Annotated in this window: 21 protein-coding genes; 9 read left to right on the top strand and 12 right to left on the bottom strand. The window is 64.0% G+C overall.

Annotation, left to right across the window (positions count from 1 at the left end):
- Positions 1–164: 164 nt before the first annotated feature.
- From M9890_04310 to M9890_04290, 5 genes are all read left to right on the top strand, one after another.
- On the top strand, positions 165–365 hold the full coding sequence (locus M9890_04310; GenBank protein MCO5176184.1) for a hypothetical protein: 201 nt from the start codon (positions 165–167) through the stop codon (positions 363–365).
- A gap of 396 nt (positions 366–761) precedes the next feature.
- Entirely contained in the window at positions 762–1,316 is a 555-nt protein-coding gene (locus M9890_04305; GenBank protein MCO5176183.1) for a transposase, read from the top strand.
- A gap of 311 nt (positions 1,317–1,627) precedes the next feature.
- A complete protein-coding gene (locus tag M9890_04300) occupies positions 1,628–2,263 on the top strand; it encodes a pyridoxamine 5'-phosphate oxidase family protein (GenBank protein MCO5176182.1) in 636 nt (211 codons plus the stop codon).
- A gap of 156 nt (positions 2,264–2,419) precedes the next feature.
- Complete coding sequence (locus M9890_04295; protein ID MCO5176181.1) at positions 2,420–2,977, top strand: hypothetical protein; 558 nt, start codon at positions 2,420–2,422, stop codon at positions 2,975–2,977.
- On the top strand, positions 2,970–3,551 hold the full coding sequence (locus tag M9890_04290; GenBank protein MCO5176180.1) for a GNAT family N-acetyltransferase: 582 nt from the start codon (positions 2,970–2,972) through the stop codon (positions 3,549–3,551). Before M9890_04295 ends, M9890_04290 begins: the two co-directional genes overlap by 8 nt.
- Here the strand turns inward: M9890_04290 and M9890_04285 are convergent.
- The 10 genes from M9890_04285 to moaC form a co-directional block, all read right to left on the bottom strand.
- Positions 3,548–4,690, bottom strand: coding sequence for a hypothetical protein (locus M9890_04285; protein MCO5176179.1), 1,143 nt, complete (start codon positions 4,688–4,690; stop codon positions 3,548–3,550). The two genes, M9890_04290 and M9890_04285, sit on opposite strands and share 4 nt — an antisense overlap.
- The gene (locus M9890_04280; GenBank protein MCO5176178.1) at positions 4,687–5,052 is read right to left on the bottom strand and encodes a hypothetical protein; all 366 of its coding nucleotides are present in this window, start codon (positions 5,050–5,052) and stop codon (positions 4,687–4,689) included. The genes M9890_04285 and M9890_04280 overlap by 4 nt, the downstream gene beginning before the upstream one ends.
- Before the next feature lie 163 nt (positions 5,053–5,215).
- Positions 5,216–5,683, bottom strand: a complete 468-nt coding sequence (locus M9890_04275) for a RidA family protein (protein ID MCO5176177.1) — start codon at positions 5,681–5,683, stop codon at positions 5,216–5,218.
- Positions 5,673–6,539 (bottom strand): class I SAM-dependent methyltransferase, encoded by an 867-nt coding sequence (locus tag M9890_04270; protein MCO5176176.1) that lies wholly within the window; start codon positions 6,537–6,539, stop codon positions 5,673–5,675. The genes M9890_04275 and M9890_04270 overlap by 11 nt, the downstream gene beginning before the upstream one ends.
- A 24-nt stretch (positions 6,540–6,563) precedes the next feature.
- A complete protein-coding gene (locus tag M9890_04265; protein ID MCO5176175.1) occupies positions 6,564–7,001 on the bottom strand; it encodes a DUF3037 domain-containing protein in 438 nt (145 codons plus the stop codon).
- A complete protein-coding gene (locus tag M9890_04260; GenBank protein MCO5176174.1) occupies positions 6,943–7,761 on the bottom strand; it encodes a hypothetical protein in 819 nt (272 codons plus the stop codon). Before M9890_04260 ends, M9890_04265 begins: the two co-directional genes overlap by 59 nt.
- Before the next feature lie 33 nt (positions 7,762–7,794).
- Complete coding sequence (locus M9890_04255) at positions 7,795–9,822, bottom strand: copper resistance protein CopC/CopD (GenBank protein MCO5176173.1); 2,028 nt, start codon at positions 9,820–9,822, stop codon at positions 7,795–7,797.
- 4 nt (positions 9,823–9,826) lie between these two features.
- Positions 9,827–10,459, bottom strand: a complete 633-nt coding sequence (locus tag M9890_04250) for a hypothetical protein (GenBank protein ID MCO5176172.1) — start codon at positions 10,457–10,459, stop codon at positions 9,827–9,829.
- Positions 10,460–10,514: 55 nt separating this feature from the next.
- Positions 10,515–10,979, bottom strand: coding sequence for a hypothetical protein (locus M9890_04245; GenBank protein MCO5176171.1), 465 nt, complete (start codon positions 10,977–10,979; stop codon positions 10,515–10,517).
- Between the two features lie 59 nt (positions 10,980–11,038).
- Positions 11,039–11,539, bottom strand: coding sequence for a cyclic pyranopterin monophosphate synthase MoaC (gene moaC / locus M9890_04240; GenBank protein MCO5176170.1), 501 nt, complete (start codon positions 11,537–11,539; stop codon positions 11,039–11,041).
- Between the two features lie 80 nt (positions 11,540–11,619).
- Here moaC and M9890_04235 point away from each other — a divergent pair, with 80 nt between their 5' ends.
- Both M9890_04235 and M9890_04230 read left to right on the top strand, forming a co-directional pair.
- Positions 11,620–12,441 (top strand): M55 family metallopeptidase, encoded by an 822-nt coding sequence (locus tag M9890_04235; GenBank protein ID MCO5176169.1) that lies wholly within the window; start codon positions 11,620–11,622, stop codon positions 12,439–12,441.
- Between the two features lie 91 nt (positions 12,442–12,532).
- Entirely contained in the window at positions 12,533–13,336 is an 804-nt protein-coding gene (locus tag M9890_04230) for a glucose 1-dehydrogenase (protein MCO5176168.1), read from the top strand.
- Here M9890_04230 and M9890_04225 read toward each other — a convergent pair.
- The gene (locus tag M9890_04225; protein ID MCO5176167.1) at positions 13,333–13,671 is read right to left on the bottom strand and encodes a nucleotide pyrophosphohydrolase; all 339 of its coding nucleotides are present in this window, start codon (positions 13,669–13,671) and stop codon (positions 13,333–13,335) included. The two genes, M9890_04230 and M9890_04225, sit on opposite strands and share 4 nt — an antisense overlap.
- A 120-nt stretch (positions 13,672–13,791) precedes the next feature.
- Here M9890_04225 and M9890_04220 point away from each other — a divergent pair, with 120 nt between their 5' ends.
- On the top strand, positions 13,792–14,514 hold the full coding sequence (locus tag M9890_04220; protein MCO5176166.1) for a helix-turn-helix domain-containing protein: 723 nt from the start codon (positions 13,792–13,794) through the stop codon (positions 14,512–14,514).
- A gap of 15 nt (positions 14,515–14,529) precedes the next feature.
- On the opposite strand, the gene M9890_04215 is transcribed toward M9890_04220, so the two are convergent.
- On the bottom strand, positions 14,530–14,952 hold the full coding sequence (locus M9890_04215) for a hypothetical protein (protein ID MCO5176165.1): 423 nt from the start codon (positions 14,950–14,952) through the stop codon (positions 14,530–14,532).
- 140 nt (positions 14,953–15,092) lie between these two features.
- On the opposite strand from M9890_04215, the gene M9890_04210 reads away from it, so the two are divergent.
- Positions 15,093–16,325: an MFS transporter gene (locus tag M9890_04210; protein ID MCO5176164.1), complete on the top strand. Its 1,233-nt coding sequence runs from the start codon at positions 15,093–15,095 to the stop codon at positions 16,323–16,325.
- Positions 16,326–16,348: the final 23 nt, after the last annotated feature.

The following is a 16,348-nucleotide window of genomic DNA, read 5'->3' as shown; positions in this document are numbered from 1 at the left end:
ACGCGCCAAAATCGAACCTCGCGTACAGCACGCCTCGGTTTACGAGGAATTGTCGTCTCACGACGATGACAGCGCGAGCGCCAACGTTGTCGCATTAAAAAAGAGATGGCTCCGGATAGACTGATGGTGTCGAGCCGATCGGTCTATCAAGCGGAGCCACCATCATGCTATCAAGCCAACCAGTCATCCACCAGCGCCAGTTCCGTCGGTTCCTCGCCCCACTCGTCGAGGCCGCCGGCCAGACGCCTGGTGCCGACCGCTATCGGAAGGTCTTTCCCGCCACCGCCCATCTCTGGACCTTGCTGCTGCATGTCCTGCACGGCGCAGGCAGTCTGCGCCAGACCCACGCCATCCTCTCAGCATGAGCCTGCCATGTGGCGGGACTGGGGCATGTCGCACTGGGTCAGCTTCAGTCAGTTGGCACGCTCCTCCACCAGTCGACCACCAGCATGTGCTGAAGCCCTCCTCAGCGCCGTGACCACCCTGGCGCAGCAGACACCTGGTCGGCGCGCCCGGCGCACACGACGCGCCCTGCCCACCAAGCATGTCGTCGCGCTCGATCACACCATCGTGACCCTCAGCGCCGCGCGCAGTCCCTGGAGTCGTGCGGGAACGCATGCGGGCGTGCGGGTCCAGACCTTTCTGCCGTTGTCCGACACGATCCCCATCCAGCTCACCGTCACCGATCTCCCGACCAATGACCGACCTTCCTGGCGACGGTTGACCTCGAACCCTGGTGTGGCTGGACCATCGTCTGCGATCTGGGCTACTACGGCCATCGCTATCTTGCGCGCCTCCAGCAGGCTGAGGTCGCCTTCATCACGCGCCTGCACCCCCAGGCACGGATCGCTATCACGACGCAGCAGTCCGTGCCGGACACGAACACACCGGCTGGTGACACGATCGTGAGCGATGCCATCATCACGCTGGGTAGTCCGAACAATCGGAATGGTGCGGTGCTGCCTAATATCCGGCTGATTACCAGTCGGAATCCGGCAGGGGTTGAGCAGCGCTTCATTACGGATCGGCACGATCTCAGCGCTGCGGAGGTTGTACAGCTGTATCGGGAGCGCTGGCAGATTGAGTTGACCTTTCGGTGGCTCAAGCAGGAGTTGGGGGTCATCCGACCGCTGGGGACGAGTCCGGAAGCGGTCTGGTTGACGCTGGTGATCGCGGTCACGGTCGCGGCGGTGCTGGCCTATCTGGAGCAGCACCGACCGGCGGCAGTCTCACGGGTCGCCTTTCAGCGTGCCTGTGGCATGGCGCTGCTCATGGATCTCTGTGCACAGGACGGGTCGCCGCCTGTCCCCGGTTAATGCGACAACGTTGGCGCGAGCGCTGTCCCTACGTCACGATCAAGTACTCGCTTTCCCGACAGCCAATCCCGCCCTCTGTCATCTTGAGGTCGCAACCGAAAGATCTCCCACCCGCTCGATACAGTCCAACCCAGCCGCGAACCCTCACGGGCGGCAGGGGCACTTCTCTCGCCTGTCGACCTCACTGCACTCCGCTATTTCCACGCCCGGATACTCAATCACTGGCTACTCACTCGGAAATACCGAAACCTCGCCGTATGTAGTACCGTCGCGTGATCTTTGTTTGCACGTACGGGAGGAGCTATATACGGATGGTGACGACGACCTGGCGACGTGTATCCAGCGTAGACGACCTCAGGGCAGCAATTCCGGCCCCGCCGCCGGATAGCATCGTCATGCGCAAGCAGCTGCCGGCGCTGGATGAGCACTGCCGCACGATCATCGCCGCTTCGCCGTTTGTTCTGCTGGCGACCTCGAACGCCGAGGGCCGCTGCGACGTCACCCCGCGTGGCGATGGTCCGGGCTTCGTGAATGTCATCGATGACAACACGCTCGTCATCGCCGACCGACCGGGCAACAAGCGTATCGACTCGATGCAAAACCTGATGGAGAATCCGCACGCTGGATTGCTGTTCCTCGTGCCGGGCATGGATGAGACGCTGCGGGTCAATGGTGGTGCCTATGTCACCGACGACCCCGAGCTGCTCGGCCCGATGGCGGTGAAGGGCAAGAAGCCGCTGTTCGGTGTCGTCGTCGAGGTCGAAGAGGTCTTCTTCCACTGCGCGCGCGCATTCCGGCGCTCACGCCTCTGGGAGCCGGAGACCTGGCCGGAGCGCGAGACGCTGCCGACACTCGGCCAGATCATCGCCGACCAGACGAAGCCGAAAGACGTGACCGGAGAGGATATCGACCGCTCGCTCGCAGAGTCGAACGTCCGCCTCTACTGACGCGTTCTGTCCTCAGATCCCGCCTTCTCCGGCGATTTGGGGAGGCGGATCTTTGTGTGCGCGTGCCTGTGAAGCACGGAGGCTATTCGACACGCCCGCTATACTCATTCGGTTCTGCTACACGATGCGTCGAAATGATGAAGGAGCGACCTGCACATGCGCGTTCAATACCTCACGGGTCAGGTTGCTGCATTGCGACCGCTGACGCTTGCCGACAAGGACACCGCCGGACGCTGGCACCCCTCGCCCTATCCGCTGGATTCCGCCCGCGCCGAGGAATGGCTGAAAGAGACCCACAAGGCCGGCATGTGGGGCCGGACGATGTACTACGCGATCGTGCGCATCGCCGGTGCCGCAACCCCGGAGGCGAGCGACGACGACATCGTCGGCTCGGTCAAAGTCTGGAACAACGGGCTGCACTCAACCGTTCAAACCCACATTGCGCCGCTGGTCGAAGACGCCGGAGCGATCCGCGCTGACGTCCTGACGTTCGTCATTCCGTGGCTGGCCAGCGAACGCGAGATGCTCACGACGACGGCAGAAATTCCTGGTGACGAGCCGGAAGAGCTCGCTGCAGCCGAGGCACTTGGCATGACTCAGGCAGTCCGGCTCCGTGAGCACCTCGCGCGCCCGGGCGGCTGGGCCGATCTCTACTACTACCAGATGATCAATCGCAACTGGCGATTCGAGGACGAGGAGACCGGCGATGCGTAATCCGCTCGTTGTTGGCCCCAGGATCTATCTGCGCCCATCTGAGAAATCCGACGGCGAGATCGTTTCACACTTTCAATCGGTCGAGCCAGAGACGTTCATGGATCGTGGCCGGGTTCCGTTCAGCCCCCTGGCGTTCGAGTCGCTGATGGATGACATCTACAAGCAGCAGCCGCCGTCGACGATCTGGCTGACCGCCTGCGTCAACGAAGACGATACGGCCATCGGCACGTTCAATCTCTTCGATATCGACTGGATCAACCGTCACGCCGAAACTGGCGCGTGGATTCACGATCCGGCCTATCGCAGCAAGGGCTACGGCACGGAAGCCAAGCATCTTCTGCTGGAGTACGCGTTCGATCATCTCCATATGCACTCGCTGATTTCCTACGTCTGGGAGCCGAACTGGCGCTCGGCGGCGGCGGTGCAGAAGCAGGGCTATCGACCCGCCGGGCGGATCAAGTGGGATGACATCAAGGACGGCGTCCATCGCGACACGTTGCTGTTCGACATCCTGCGTGACGAGTGGATCGACGGGCGCGAAGCGTGGCGGGAGAGGCTGGCCAGCAGAGTCTAGCGCTCCCCGTGCTGCCAGTCGATGACCAGCGTCCAGCTCGGTAGCTCGTAGGTGAGCCGTCCGGAGCCCGGCTGCGGGGCCGTGCCTCGCGGCCAGGCTGCAATGTGCATGTCGCGCAGGTGTGGCTTCCCGGCGCGTAGCCAGCGCTCCTCGTCAGCGCGCAATTCCTCACTGGCGCTGGCGTCACCGTAGGTCAGCAGCCTGCTGCCAAGCGCCGAATCGTTCGCGAGTGCGAGGCCGCGTCCATCGTGGCTCAGCCGACCACCGGCAGCGCCGGTGAAGCCGAAGTCGGCGTTGGTCGACCAGAGCGCGACCACCGGGCTGCCGCTGATGACGGCAAAGGCGAAGAGACCATCACGCGCGCCGGACAGCCACGGCTCGTCAACCGGCGACGTGCGCAGCAGGACGGAGATCCGATCGGCCACCGCGTCGCTGTCGGTCATGAGGTGGACGCCGGGTGCGACCTCGTACTGCCGGAACGCGTCGGCCATCATCCCGCGCATGCGAATGAACCCGGCCGGCTCTATTTTGCGCGACACGAGGCGCTGCCCACGGCGTTCCAGACTGAGGACCGCCTGCAGCGGGCCGAGGCCCAGCGGCAGTACCAGCACGCCGCCGTCGCGCAGCTGCTCGACCCAGGCGGCAGCAATGTCGCTCGCGCCGACCGTGGCAATGATCCGGTCCCACGGCGCGCCAGACGGCCAGCCCAGCGCGCCGTCGATCTCATATACCTCGACATCTGCGTAGCCCGCTGCGTTGAGCCGCTCCCACGCCCACTGCGCCACCTCGGGATCAATCTCGATCGTCGTCACCTGACCACGCGGCCCGACGAGCTCGCGCAGTAACGCGGCGTTGTAGCCGGAGCCAGCCCCGATCTCCAACACACGATCTCCGGGTTGGACAGCGAGCATCTCCAGCATGATCGCCATGATCGCCGGTTGTGACGACGACGACACCCCAACGCCGCTCTGCTCCTTAATCAGGATCGCCGCGTCGCGATACACCTCGTCCAACTCGACGCCAGGCAGGAACGCCTCGCGCGGCACGCGCAGAAACGCCTGCTCGACCGCCGGGTCGCTGAGAAAGCCGTTGCGTCGGAGCCGGGCAACGAGTGCCTGCCGTAGCGTGCCGGCACTCATGTCTCGCCCTCAGCTTCCTGCCGCAACTCGACGATCAGCCGTTCGTGATGCCGCGACAAGCGCTCGGACTCGCTCGGCACCATCAGCGGCACATAGCCCTCGGGAATGCGCAAGCGCACGTACTCGCGTGCCGCCTGCGCCTGCTGGTCGGCCTGCATCTTCCGCACGATCGCGAGGACTTCGTCGAGGCGCTGGTCAGCAGTCGGGTGCAACTGCGGCCGCCCCTGCTCATCAAGGGTCTCCGTCAGCAGCCACGTCACCAACGCCGCCACCGGAATCCCCCGCTCCTCCGCCCGCTCCCGCAACCGCTCATACAACCCGGCCGGAATCTCAATCCGCCGCCGGTTAGAACTACTCGGCACAATACTCTCCCCGCTATTCACTGATACCAGGGTAATACCACCGTAATATCGAGAATGCAACGCGTGGACCGGCACCCACCCCCAAACACAGAACACCCCCTCTCCCAACGTTGGGAGAGGGGGCGGAGTACCCTCTGGGTCGCAGGTGAGGGCCGACAGGCTCCTACCGAATCTCCACCTCAGCCTCGATCTCAACAGCGATGTCAAACGGCAGCGCCGCCATGCCGACGGCCGAGCGCGCGTGCTTGCCGGACTCCTCGCCCCACAGCTCAAGGATCAGGTCGGAGAAGCCGTTGATTACGGACGGCGTCTGGTTGAAGCCAGGCGCGACGTTGACCATGCCGAAGACGCGCAGCCAGGCTGTGATGCGATCGAGATCGCCGACCTCGCGTTGCAGGCTGCCGAGGATCGCCAACGCCGTCAGTCGGGCGGCCTGATAGCCGTCTTCCAGCGTCAGCTCGCCGCCGACCTTGCCGAACGGTCCGGCCAACGAGCCGTCAGGATTCTGCGGCCCGTGCCCGGAGACGAACACCCGGTTGCCATGCGTGCGAACCCATGGGAACGGCAGCTGAACCGGGAGCTGTGGCGGCAGAACCAGGCCCATTTCGTTGAGGCGTTGCTCAATGCGCACCTGCGTCTCCATCCCCCAGCGTGGCAGACGGCGGCTGCCAGACGATGGCAACGATTGAGTTGGGGAAGCCCCAGTCGCTCTCGCCGCGAGCAAGCATGTCATCAATCAGCGACTGCAACTTCCGGTCCTTCTCCGAACCTTCCGACAGCCACAGGCGGCGGCGGGCACTGGCGCGCATGTCGTCCTCATCCATCGCGCGGAACTGCCGCTCGATGATATGCACTTCGGGCGTTGCTCCACGTGCCAGCAGCACCTGCAGCAACTCACGCATGGCCGGCAACAGGTAGCGCTCCTCGCCATGGACAGCTTCCCAGAGATTGACGAAGCCGCCGGACGGCGCACGGTCCATCGTGATGACGCAGCACCACTGGCTCGCCGCCGCCTCGGCTGCATCCAGTACTTCGCCGATGTTCGGCAGATCGTAGCCGACGTGCGCCATCAGCGCGGCATCGACGCTGACGCCATTTGCGACAGCCGGCCAGCGCCCAGCGAGGATCTCGATGTTGGAGACGTTGTGCTCCTCAATGCCCTCCTGCAGGACGTTGCGCATGGATTCGCTGGGCTCGACCGCGACAACCGGGCGGCCGGAAACGGCCAGCGGCAACGCGTATCTGCCCCCACCCGCGCCGATGTCGAGCCAGCGCGTGCCCGGACCGCCGAGGCTGTAGAGGAGTTCCAGTACCGGATCGTCGGTGCGATGTGGATCGACCGCAAAGTGGTGCGCGACTGGCGCGTAGTAATCAGCTTCCTGCCATTCACGCAGGCGTTCGACCTGCTCCTTCTCGGCAGCAACAATCCTGGCCCAGTCCGCATACAGTTCCTGCGGGTCCGGGTGTAATGGCGAGCGACGGATCATGACATCTTCCTTGCGTACGGTGCGTCAGTTCGGCACTGGTCGACGGACCAGCGTATCGAGCAGCATTTCGATCGACCCAGCCGGATCGTCGGTCGCACCGATGTGAACCGGCGACGTCTGGATGATCGTGCTGCGCGGAGCGGTAAGCCAATGAAATCGCTCGGATGGTGGCCACTCGGCCATCGAGCCACCCGCAGTTGTATCGCCACGAGCGATTGCCTGAAACGTCGCCAGGTGGCGCTCGACGAGCTCCAGGTCGACGCCAGGGTCGAGCAGTTGCAGCCGTTCGGCGTCCAGCGCGATGCGCGCGTCGAGAAAGCCCTGCTCACGAGCGAACAGGATGATGCCGACGTTGATGCACTCGCCACGGTCGATGCGTGGCACGATGCGGACGACGGCGTAGCTATACCACCCGGTGGGTGAGACGGGGCTGGTAGGTGTCCGGGCCGCGCTCTCGTGCATCAATCGCCTCCTGAAGCCAGGCACGCGGTCCATTGAGCCGCGCGTCGAGATAGGTGACGTAGCGCTCGCGATGCTCGTCGACGCTGCCGAACTGGCTGTCACCCGCCAGCCATTCGTCCGGTACATCGTCGACGACCGCGCGAATGCTGTCCAGCGTCAGCCGCGATCGCATCCGTTCGTCGGCGGCACGGAGATCGCCGGCGAGCGGCAGCAGGATGTGATCCTTGATCTGCGGAAACGCCGACTGCACGCGACTCTCCCAACCGCCCCAGCTATGGTGGATGTAAAGCGCCGCGCCGTGATCAATCAGCCAGAGCCCACCTTGCCAGACCAGTAGGTTCGGGTTGCGTGGTGTCCGGTCGATGTTCGTCAGCCAGGCATCGAGCCAGACGATCTCAGCGGCCAGGTCAGGCGACACGTTGCTCTCGACCGCTGGGTCGAACGGCAACGCACCGGGGAGCCAGCGCAGGCCAAAGTTCAACCCGACGCTCCAGCGCAGCACATCCTGAATTTCGGGGTCCGGCTCACCTTTGCCGAACCCCTCACCGAGAATCAGGATGGCATCGTCCGGGACCGGTAGCCCGAGCGTCCGCGCCAGCCGCGCGACGATCAGCTCCGCGATCAGCGCGCGCTCGCCCTGCCCCGCGCCGCGGAGCTTCACGACGAACTGCCCGTCCTCTACAGTGTCAACCACCGCAGGGAGTGATCCGCCTTCGCGCAGCGGCACGACATAACGACGACACGTCAAGCGCGGTAGCACCGGCGCTCCTTCCATACATCCGTTCCCGGAAGTTTACTGTCTGGCGTGCACTCCTTCCGATTCGTGGAGTATGACGGCCACCGCTGGCAGATCGTGCCCGGACAGGGCTGTCGTTGATGCCTCGTTCGCTGGGTCGCGGGTCAGCCAGAGGATCGCTCCGGCAACGAGGACGAGGGCCAGCCCGGCCGACACAACCGTCATGCGTGATAGCCCGAATGGCGGTCGCCGCAGACCGATGACGATCAGCGCGACGGCCAGCGCACCGAACAGCGCCGAGAGTGGGGCGAGCGCCCCGCTGAACGTTGGCGGAGTGCCGGGGATGGTCGATGCCGGCGGCACCTTCGGGACATCCAGTTGGCGGGTGAACCGCGTCTCGGCGACGTTTGGTGGCCGCACGATCAGCGTTAGATCCCACTCGCCGACGACACTGAGCTCTGCGCCTTCCGCCTGGTAGCGCGGCCCGTTGACGTGCGTCAGCTCGACCTCGCGAATGCCTTCGATCGACTGCTCATCGTTGCGTTCGAAGCGCATCAGCAGTTGCACATCATCCGAGGCTGGCCGCCCGTCGATTGCCAGATCAACCGTGTAGGTGTTGACGCCAACCGACCCCGGCGCGAGATAGACAACCGCGTGCACCGCTCCGCTATCGAGGTGGAACGTCGTGCGTTCGGCGCGATTGCGGACGACCTCGCGCGCGGTCGGCATCCCGACGAGCAGCCCGACAGCAAACAGCACGCCCAGCGCAACGACCGTTTCAGCGGCGATTGCGCGACCGAACTGCTTGCCGCTGGCGGCAGATTTCCGCAGGCGCGGACCGATCAATCGCTGGTTGGTGAAGCCGAGCAGCAGGAGAACGACGATCAGCGCCAGCTTGATCGCCAACACCTGCCCGTAGCCGGTGTTGCGCAGGGCGTAAAGATTCCCTACCTCGAGCCAGGCGCTGTAGAAGCCGGTGACGACCAGCACGATGACGCTGGCGATGGCCAAGGTCGAGAAGCGCTCAACGGCGACGGCGTAGGTTTCGTGCCGTTGTTGCCGAGGGACACCGCGCAAGCCGTAGATCAGGACGATCAGGAGCGTGGCGACACCGCCGAGCCAGATTGTGGACGCAGCGAGATGGATCCAGTCCATCACGATCGCCGTGTTGCTGCCAGTTGGGAAGGCGGCGGCGTGCGAGACAAGCGCGTAGGGGAGCAATGTCGCGCCACTGAGAGCCAGCAGTCCGGCGCTCAGCCGCGGCGAGATCGTCTCCTGCCACGCTTCATCCAGCATCAGCGCCCAGGCGAGCAGCAGCGCCAGCGAGACGCGCATCAGCCAGAAACGACCGTAGCGCGTATCGAAGATTACGTCATAAAACGCGCTCGGGCCGAAGCCGTTGCCACCTGCCCAGACCTGCAGGACGAGCGCCAGCAGACTGCCGACAACCGAGATCGTGATGCCGTACAGGGCCAACCGCTGCGTGCGCGCTCCAAGTAGTCGTCTGCGTTCTTCCGGCAGGCCGGCAGCGGCGGGCCGCACCACCCACAGCCAGCAGGCGAAGCCGCCGACCCCAGCGCAGATACCGAGCAACGCCAGCCAACGGGCGATGCCGCTGAGCCAGACCGGCGGCTGGCTGAAGTCGTACGGCTCCGGGCTGGCCGGCACGACGATGTCGGACTGATCGCCGATGGTGAACGGCAGATAGCCCTGTTGCGGGTGCCCGTCGGCGGCCGACACGTTGGCAAACTGGACGGTGTAGGTGCCGCGCGGTAGCCCGTCCGGCAGCGGCAGAACGAGCTCGTTGTCGTTCTCAATCCGACTCGCCGGTGTTTCGATCAGTGTGCCGCTGGAGTCATACAGGTTTGCTTTCGTGAAGCTTGGCTCCAACGGTTCGGTGAACCAGAGGCGAACCTCCTCCGGTTGCTCTGGAACGACTGCGTTTGCTGCCGGCGTGCTGCGGTCAAGGAACGCGTGGGCCGAGGCCTGATCAGCTCCGAGCGCCCCGGCGACCGTCACGCCGACGAGGATCAGCAGGACGGCGCACCAGCGCCATCCTGCCCTCCCCAGATTCGCTGGGGACATCGTGCTACATATCCTCGTCTGTGGTGGCAGATGCACTGTTGGCCGAAGCCGGCCGCGAGCGCATCAGCGCGAACCCACCGGCTGCCAGCCCGAGCAGCCCGGCAATCAGCCCGGCAATCGCCAGCGTCTGCGACGAGTCGCTATCGCCATCATCACTGGCGCTGCTCGCCACTGCCGGGAACGAAATGTCGTCGGTTGACTCGATCTCGGAGAACGTATCCGGTCCGGCTGTGATCGATTCGTCCACGTCCGTGCCCTCGATCGTGCCGTAGATGCGGATCGTGTAGGCACCGACTTCGGTCGGGATGATGTCGGACGTGTACGAGCCCGGCGTGTTCCAGACACCGCGCAGCGGTAGTTGCATTGTCTGACCAGCGACGGAGATCTCCGCCTTGAGCGTCTCTTCCAGACCCTCGACTGGCGTCGCCGACTCGCCTTCGCCCTTGGCAACCCGCAGGTCCAGACCGTTCGGCTGGTTCACCAGCGCCGGTTCGCCGGTAAATCCGACGGTCAGCTCGTAGTCGCCGACGTGCACGTGCGCATGAGCGCTCGCGACGCCAGCAAAGACGATCGACAGAATAAGCGAAAGCGTCACAGCGCTGACCGCTGCCCGCATCATGGACTTCGTGAGCCTCATCTGGCCTCCCATTGAGACATCGGCATGCATGACCGATGTACGTATTCGCAGTGAATCAGAGGGAATACGTCAGGCGCAGACGCGGAGGCGGGGTATCCGGAAGCAGGTGGACGCCGATTGCGACGCGCACCACCTGATACTGCAAGGCGGTGCCGGAAATCGTGCTGAACACGAGGGTGAATGGGGTCATGACACTCAGCGGCATACTGATGCCGCCCTCAGCCGCCGGTGCTTGAACGGAGACCTGCTGCGCCCCCGCTGTCGCCCGCCGTGCGGCGACACTCTGGCTCACCTGCTCGCCGTCTGCATGTTCAGCGTGGTCGTGATGCTCGTGGCTATCGCTGCGCTCGGCGGCGCTCGCCTCAGCGTGATGGTCGTGATGCGAAAGCAGGAAGAGTGCGTGGCTGTGGGGTGTCTGGCCGCCGCAGAAGCAGATCGTCGGGAATGTCAGGAGCCCGACAACAAGTGCGGCCGGGATGAATGCAAGCGCTCGTCGAATGAACCAGGCTGGTCGTGTCATAGTCTTGATCGCACGATGCGACGCCCGTCGGCTCGTCTCAACTCCTCACCAAAACCGTATCACACGCCCGACTTGCCCTCGGCATTCCATTCGCCGCTCTGACCTCCGCTTTTATGCATCAAGCGGATCTCCTCGATGCGCATGCCACGGTCGACTGCCTTAACCATGTCGTAGACGGTCAGCGCCGCAACAGTCACCGCCGTCAGCGCTTCCATCTCGACGCCTGTCTTCCCCCGTGTCTCAACGCGCGCTTCGATCTGCACCGCCGAAGCATCTTCATCCGGTGAGAGCGCGACGTCGACAGAAGTGATCGGCAGCGGATGGCACATCGGCACCAGGTCGGCGGTGCGCTTCGTCCCCATGATCGCGGCGACCTGTGCGACTCCCAGCACATCGCCCTTGCCAGCGCGGCCTTCGACGATCATGCGCAACGTCTCCGGCTGCATGCTGACCCGGCCGCGGGCGATTGCCACGCGTCGCGTCTCTGCTTTGTCTCCGACATTGACCATCCGCGCGCGCCCTGCCGTATCGAAGTGCGTGAGGCGCTGTTCCTCGTCCATCGATTCCTCCTCCTGCTCACAGATCATGATCTGCCCGTATGATGCCCCACCAGCAACGCTGATACGTGAAGGGGAGCAGGATGAAGATCTATCTGTCAGTCGATATTGAAGGCTGCGCCGGCATTGTCGCCCGCGAGCAGGGCAACATCGCCGGTGGCGCAGAGTACGAGATGGGCCGTCGCCTGATGACCGCCGAAGCGAACGCCGCCATCGAAGGCGCGCTGGAGGCTGGTGCAACCGAAATCGTCGTCAACGATAGCCACGCGCTGATGCGCAACATCGTGCCGGCCGAACTCCACCCGAAGACACGCCTCATCCAGGGCCGCGTCAAGCACATGTTCATGGTCGAAGGACTGGACGAGACGTTCGATGCCGTCTTCCTCGTCGGCTATCACGCTCCGGCTGGCGTCCGTGATGGTGTGCTCAACCATGCCTTCCATCCCTACGAGCTGCGCTACAACGGCCAGGTCTATAGCGAGACCGGCCTGGCCGCCTCAGTTGCCGGACACTATGGCGTGCCGGTTGCGCTGGTGACTGGTGATGACGCCGCCGTTCGCGACGCCGAGACGCTGCTCGGACCGCACGTTGGTGTCTCGGTCAAGCGCGGCATCTCGCGACTGGCCGGCGATTCCGTCCACCCAGAAGAAGCGCGTCGCCTGATCCGCGCCGCTGCCTGCGAGGCCGTCGAGCGGCTGCAGCGCAACGAGTTCGAGCCGCTGAAGGTCGAGACACCGGTCGATATCGAGATCGACTTCTACTACTCGCCCGAAGCAGACCTCTCGGCGCTCATCCCGACCGTCGAGCGTATCGGCGACCGCACCGTCCGCTTCAGCTCCCCGGACGCCATCACCGCCTATCGCACGTTCCTGGCGAGCTACTACCTGGCCCGCAGCGTGTCGTGAGGCGGGTCAGCGTGGCGGTGTAAAGGCTCGATCATGTGAATATGCACCCAATAAGGTAACAGGCTGAAAGTGCTATGAAAGGAAAACCAGCATGGCAGGCAAGCTGCAGGACAAGGTTGCGATTGTGACGGGTGGGGCTTCGGGAATCGGGCGGGCGATTGCGTTGCGCTATGCGGTGGAGGGTGCCAGCGTCGTGATCGCTGATATCAACGAGGCTGGCGGCAACGAGACGGCTGAGATGATCCGCAGCAACGGGGGAGACGCGCGCTTCATCACCTGCGATGTTTCAGATCCGGAGGCGGCCAGGTCGATGGTCGAGTCGGCGGTCAGCGAAGCGGGGCGGCTGGACGTGCTGGTGAATGACGCTGGCATCGGTGGCCCCGGCAAGCGGCTGGAAGACATCGAGATCGATGAGTTCCGCCGCGTGATCGACATCAATCTGCTCGGCCCGGTCTACTGCTCGAAGTACGCGATCCAACATCTGCGAGCGGCCGGTGGCGGTGCAATCGTGCACGTCGCGTCCGCCTATGGACTCATCGCCGTGCCGAACATCGCGCCGTACGCGGCCTCCAAAGGCGGACTCATCATGCTGACTCGCCAGATGGCAGTCGATTACACCCGCGAGAACATCCGCGTGAACTGCATCTGCCCCGGCTACGTCGATACGGATCTCGGTGGTCGCCGCGCGCGGATGACGCCGGAGGACGCCGCGAAACACCTGGCGGATCGCAACGCCAAGGCCGCGATCCAGCCGATTGGCCGGCAGGCGCAGACCGACGAGATGGCCGGAGCCGCTGTGTTCCTGGCCAGTGACGATGCCTCGTACATCGCTGGTGTTGCGCTGGCGATTGATGGCGGCATGACGTCGCTGCACAACATCGGCGCGTACTATTAGGCACTCCCGCCTGGCTCGGCAGCTCCTGGCTCTTCGTCACGAACGCGGTATTTTTCGAGCGTGGCGTCCCAGGCATCTTGCAGGTCGACGCCGGTGCTGTTGGCGATACAGACCAGCGCGAAGAGCACATCGGCCAGCTCTGCCCCGATCTCGGCAGCGGCTTCATCGGGCTTGATGCGCTTTGGCCCGTGGTGCTGATTCAGCGCCCGTGCCAGTTCCCCGACCTCCTCCGCCAGCCGCGCAAAGTTGTTGATCGGTGGCCAGTATTCACCGGCCCAGTAGCGTTGCGCCCATTCATCGACCTGACGCTGAAGTGCCGCGAGTGAGGTCGCCATCGTCACCCCTTCCAATCATCGAGTTGACAGGTGTTGCGTACGCACCGACAATGCGTCACCGGTTGCATTCTCGCCCAGCAACGGCACGCGGAATCCGCAGCCACTATGTCTGGAGCGCCCATGACTGCTTTTTCTACCGCGTACGACGCGGATCTGCCCATTCCTGAGGACGATGCACCGCAAACGCGTCCTGCTAGTCCGCCTGCCGACCAGCCCGCATCGCTTGGATCGCGCTGGTTGTCGATCGATCAGGCCTGTCGCATGCTTGGTGTCGATCAATCGACGTTGCGTCGCTGGTCGGACAGCGGCAAAGTACCGGTGTTCCGCACGCCCGGTGGCCATCGCCGTTACGCCGAAGACGATCTCAAGGCGATCGTTGCCGGAGACACGCAGCGTAGCGGCATCAATCGGCGGATGCTGACATCGCGCTCGATGTCTGCCTACGAGCACGACTACCTGGCCCAGGTGCGCAACCGCCCGTGGTATCGCGCGTATAACGCGCGCACGCTCGATGAGATGCGCCCACTCGGTCGCCGCATGGTCGACCTGACGATTCGCTACATTAGCGCACGCAGCGACCGCGATGCCCTCCTTGATGAGGGTCGGGAGCTGGGCCGGGAGTATGGCTACTACTCAGCGCGAGTTGGGCTGACGACCGCTGATGCGCTAGAAGCGTTTCTGTTCTTCCGAATGCCGGTGATTCAGTCGGTATCCACGCAGATACTCGATGAGCACCTGCCAAGTCAGCGGGCGAACCGGATTTCCGGCGATCTCACCCACTTCATGGATCAGGTGCTCATTGCCACGATTCGCGCGCACCAAGCCTATGGTGGCGGCGACTGAGGCTGCGCTCCGTCGTTAGCGAATGTGCAGCTGGCGGGGGCGTCCGGTCCAGAAGCTGTGCAGCTCGCGAACATTCCCGTGCCAGCCACGACGCAAGGCGATGAAGCGTAGATCGGACACCGTCGCGTTGCGGCGATCGGTCAGGAAGACAAAGTGCCCGCCGTCGCCGGGGCCGAGGTGCGGGAACAGATCGCCCTCGTTGTAGTAGTCGACCACCGCGCCATCAATATCAATGTAATATCCGCTGAGTGGCACATCCGTTCCACCAGGGTACGTGTCACGAGGATCGATCGGCTCGCCGCGATACGCGTCGTAATCGAACGTGAAGGTGCTGGCGAACGGATCCATCGTGATTGCGTTGCGGAATGCCTCCGGTGCCGTCAACTTTGAAATGTCATCAATGACCGGCTTGGGGTTAGACCGACTTGACTTTGACATTGGGCTTCTCCTCAATACGTAGCCAGTCTCGACAACGAGCGGCGCTCCGTGCTACACCTCTCAACAATTATCGCTGAAACGCGGGGGATAGGGTGCGCAGACAATCACGACAGCGTTCTAACGGATTCTACTATGGGTGGGTGATCCTTTTTGTTTCCTACCTGCTGATGTTCTTCACCGCCGGTCTCTCGCAAGCATTCGGCGTATTTCTTAAGCCGATGACTGAGGACTTTGGCTGGGACCGGTCATCCTTCGCGCTGGCGATGTCGCTCTTCGCCGTCGTTTCGGCGGTGATCCCCCCATTTGCTGGCCGAATGGCTGATCGCTACGGCCCGCGACTGGTGCTGACCCTCGGCGCGCTGCTCAATGGCGTCGGCATGATCCTGATGGCGTTCACATCCAGCCTCTGGTTCGCGTATCTGGTCTATGGCGGCATCATCGGGTTGGGCTTCGGTATCGCGGGACAGTCGACCAACGCAGCGCTGCTGGCGCGCTGGTTCGTCAAGCGCCGCGGTATGGCCCTCAGCGTTGCATCAACTGGCGGCGGCCTCGGGCAGCTAGTGCTGCTCCCGCTGGCGACGATCCTGATCATCAACTTCTCGTGGCGCGTCTCCTTCGCGGTCATTGGTGCGCTCTCGTTGGTGCTGGTGCCGATCTGCTTCTTCCTGCTCGCCCGGCCCGAACCGCCGGAAGGGCATAGTGAGACCGGCGGCCAGGCGGAGCCGACGAAGGAGCCGGTTGATCCCTGCCTCGCCGCCGACCTGATCCGCCAGGACACGCGGATTGCCTTTCGCAGCAAATCATTCTGGCTGCTCATCGGCGGCTTTATGGGCTGTGGCTTCACGATCTACCTGTTGATGACGCATGTCGTGGCGCTGGCAACCGACCGGGGTATCTCGGCGGCGCAGGCCGGCACAGCGCTCGGTGTCGTTGGCGGCACGAGCCTGGTCTCCGGTGTGATCGTCGGGTCGCTCTCCGACCGGATCGGACGCAAGCACCTGCTCGCCGGTCTGTACCTCCTGCGTGCTGCTTCTGTTGCGGTCCTGATGGCTGCTGATACGACGGGCGCGCTGTATCTCTTCGCGGTGATGTTCGGGCTCTCGCGTGCCAATGGCGCGCTCGTCTCGGCGTCGGTCATCGACCTGTATGGCCGTCGTGCTGTCGGGTCGATCCTCGGCTACACGACGATGTTCCATCAGCTCTTCGCTGCACTGGGTGCGTTCGTTGGTGGTCTGGCATATGACATGACCGGCTCATACAACATCGCGCTCGCGCCGTGCATCGGACTGCTGCTGGCCGGCAGCGTCGCCAGCTTGCTGATTGACGAACGGCGACCATCGTTCTCACCGCAGTTGCGCGTCTCACCGGCCTGACGCTCCGGGGGCTTGCTACAATT

This window comes from Thermomicrobiales bacterium (genome assembly GCA_023954495.1).
Classification (GTDB): Bacteria; Chloroflexota; Chloroflexia; order Thermomicrobiales; family CFX8; genus JAMLIA01.
The sequence above is the reverse complement of the archived record's forward strand: the minus strand, read 5'-3'. Positions and strand labels throughout refer to the sequence as shown.

Excerpts from the sequence above, each read along its gene's own strand:
- M9890_04310 (MCO5176184.1), top strand. The coding sequence starts at position 165 with ATGCTATCAAGCCAACCAGTCATCCACCAGCGCCAGTTCCGTCGGTTC.
- M9890_04300 (MCO5176182.1), top strand. The coding sequence starts at position 1,628 with ATGGTGACGACGACCTGGCGACGTGTATCCAGCGTAGACGACCTCAGG.
- M9890_04295 (MCO5176181.1), top strand. The coding sequence starts at position 2,420 with ATGCGCGTTCAATACCTCACGGGTCAGGTTGCTGCATTGCGACCGCTG.
- M9890_04290 (MCO5176180.1), top strand. The coding sequence starts at position 2,970 with ATGCGTAATCCGCTCGTTGTTGGCCCCAGGATCTATCTGCGCCCATCT.
- M9890_04285 (MCO5176179.1), bottom strand. The coding sequence starts at position 4,690 with ATGAGTGCCGGCACGCTACGGCAGGCACTCGTTGCCCGGCTCCGACGC.
- M9890_04270 (MCO5176176.1), bottom strand. The coding sequence starts at position 6,539 with ATGATCCGTCGCTCGCCATTACACCCGGACCCGCAGGAACTGTATGCG.
- M9890_04265 (MCO5176175.1), bottom strand. The coding sequence starts at position 7,001 with ATGCACGAGAGCGCGGCCCGGACACCTACCAGCCCCGTCTCACCCACC.
- M9890_04255 (MCO5176173.1), bottom strand. The coding sequence starts at position 9,822 with ATGTCCCCAGCGAATCTGGGGAGGGCAGGATGGCGCTGGTGCGCCGTC.
- M9890_04250 (MCO5176172.1), bottom strand. The coding sequence starts at position 10,459 with ATGAGGCTCACGAAGTCCATGATGCGGGCAGCGGTCAGCGCTGTGACG.
- M9890_04245 (MCO5176171.1), bottom strand. The coding sequence starts at position 10,979 with ATGACACGACCAGCCTGGTTCATTCGACGAGCGCTTGCATTCATCCCG.
- moaC (MCO5176170.1), bottom strand. The coding sequence starts at position 11,539 with ATGGACGAGGAACAGCGCCTCACGCACTTCGATACGGCAGGGCGCGCG.
- M9890_04235 (MCO5176169.1), top strand. The coding sequence starts at position 11,620 with ATGAAGATCTATCTGTCAGTCGATATTGAAGGCTGCGCCGGCATTGTC.
- M9890_04230 (MCO5176168.1), top strand. The coding sequence starts at position 12,533 with ATGGCAGGCAAGCTGCAGGACAAGGTTGCGATTGTGACGGGTGGGGCT.
- M9890_04225 (MCO5176167.1), bottom strand. The coding sequence starts at position 13,671 with ATGGCGACCTCACTCGCGGCACTTCAGCGTCAGGTCGATGAATGGGCG.
- M9890_04220 (MCO5176166.1), top strand. The coding sequence starts at position 13,792 with ATGACTGCTTTTTCTACCGCGTACGACGCGGATCTGCCCATTCCTGAG.
- M9890_04215 (MCO5176165.1), bottom strand. The coding sequence starts at position 14,952 with ATGTCAAAGTCAAGTCGGTCTAACCCCAAGCCGGTCATTGATGACATT.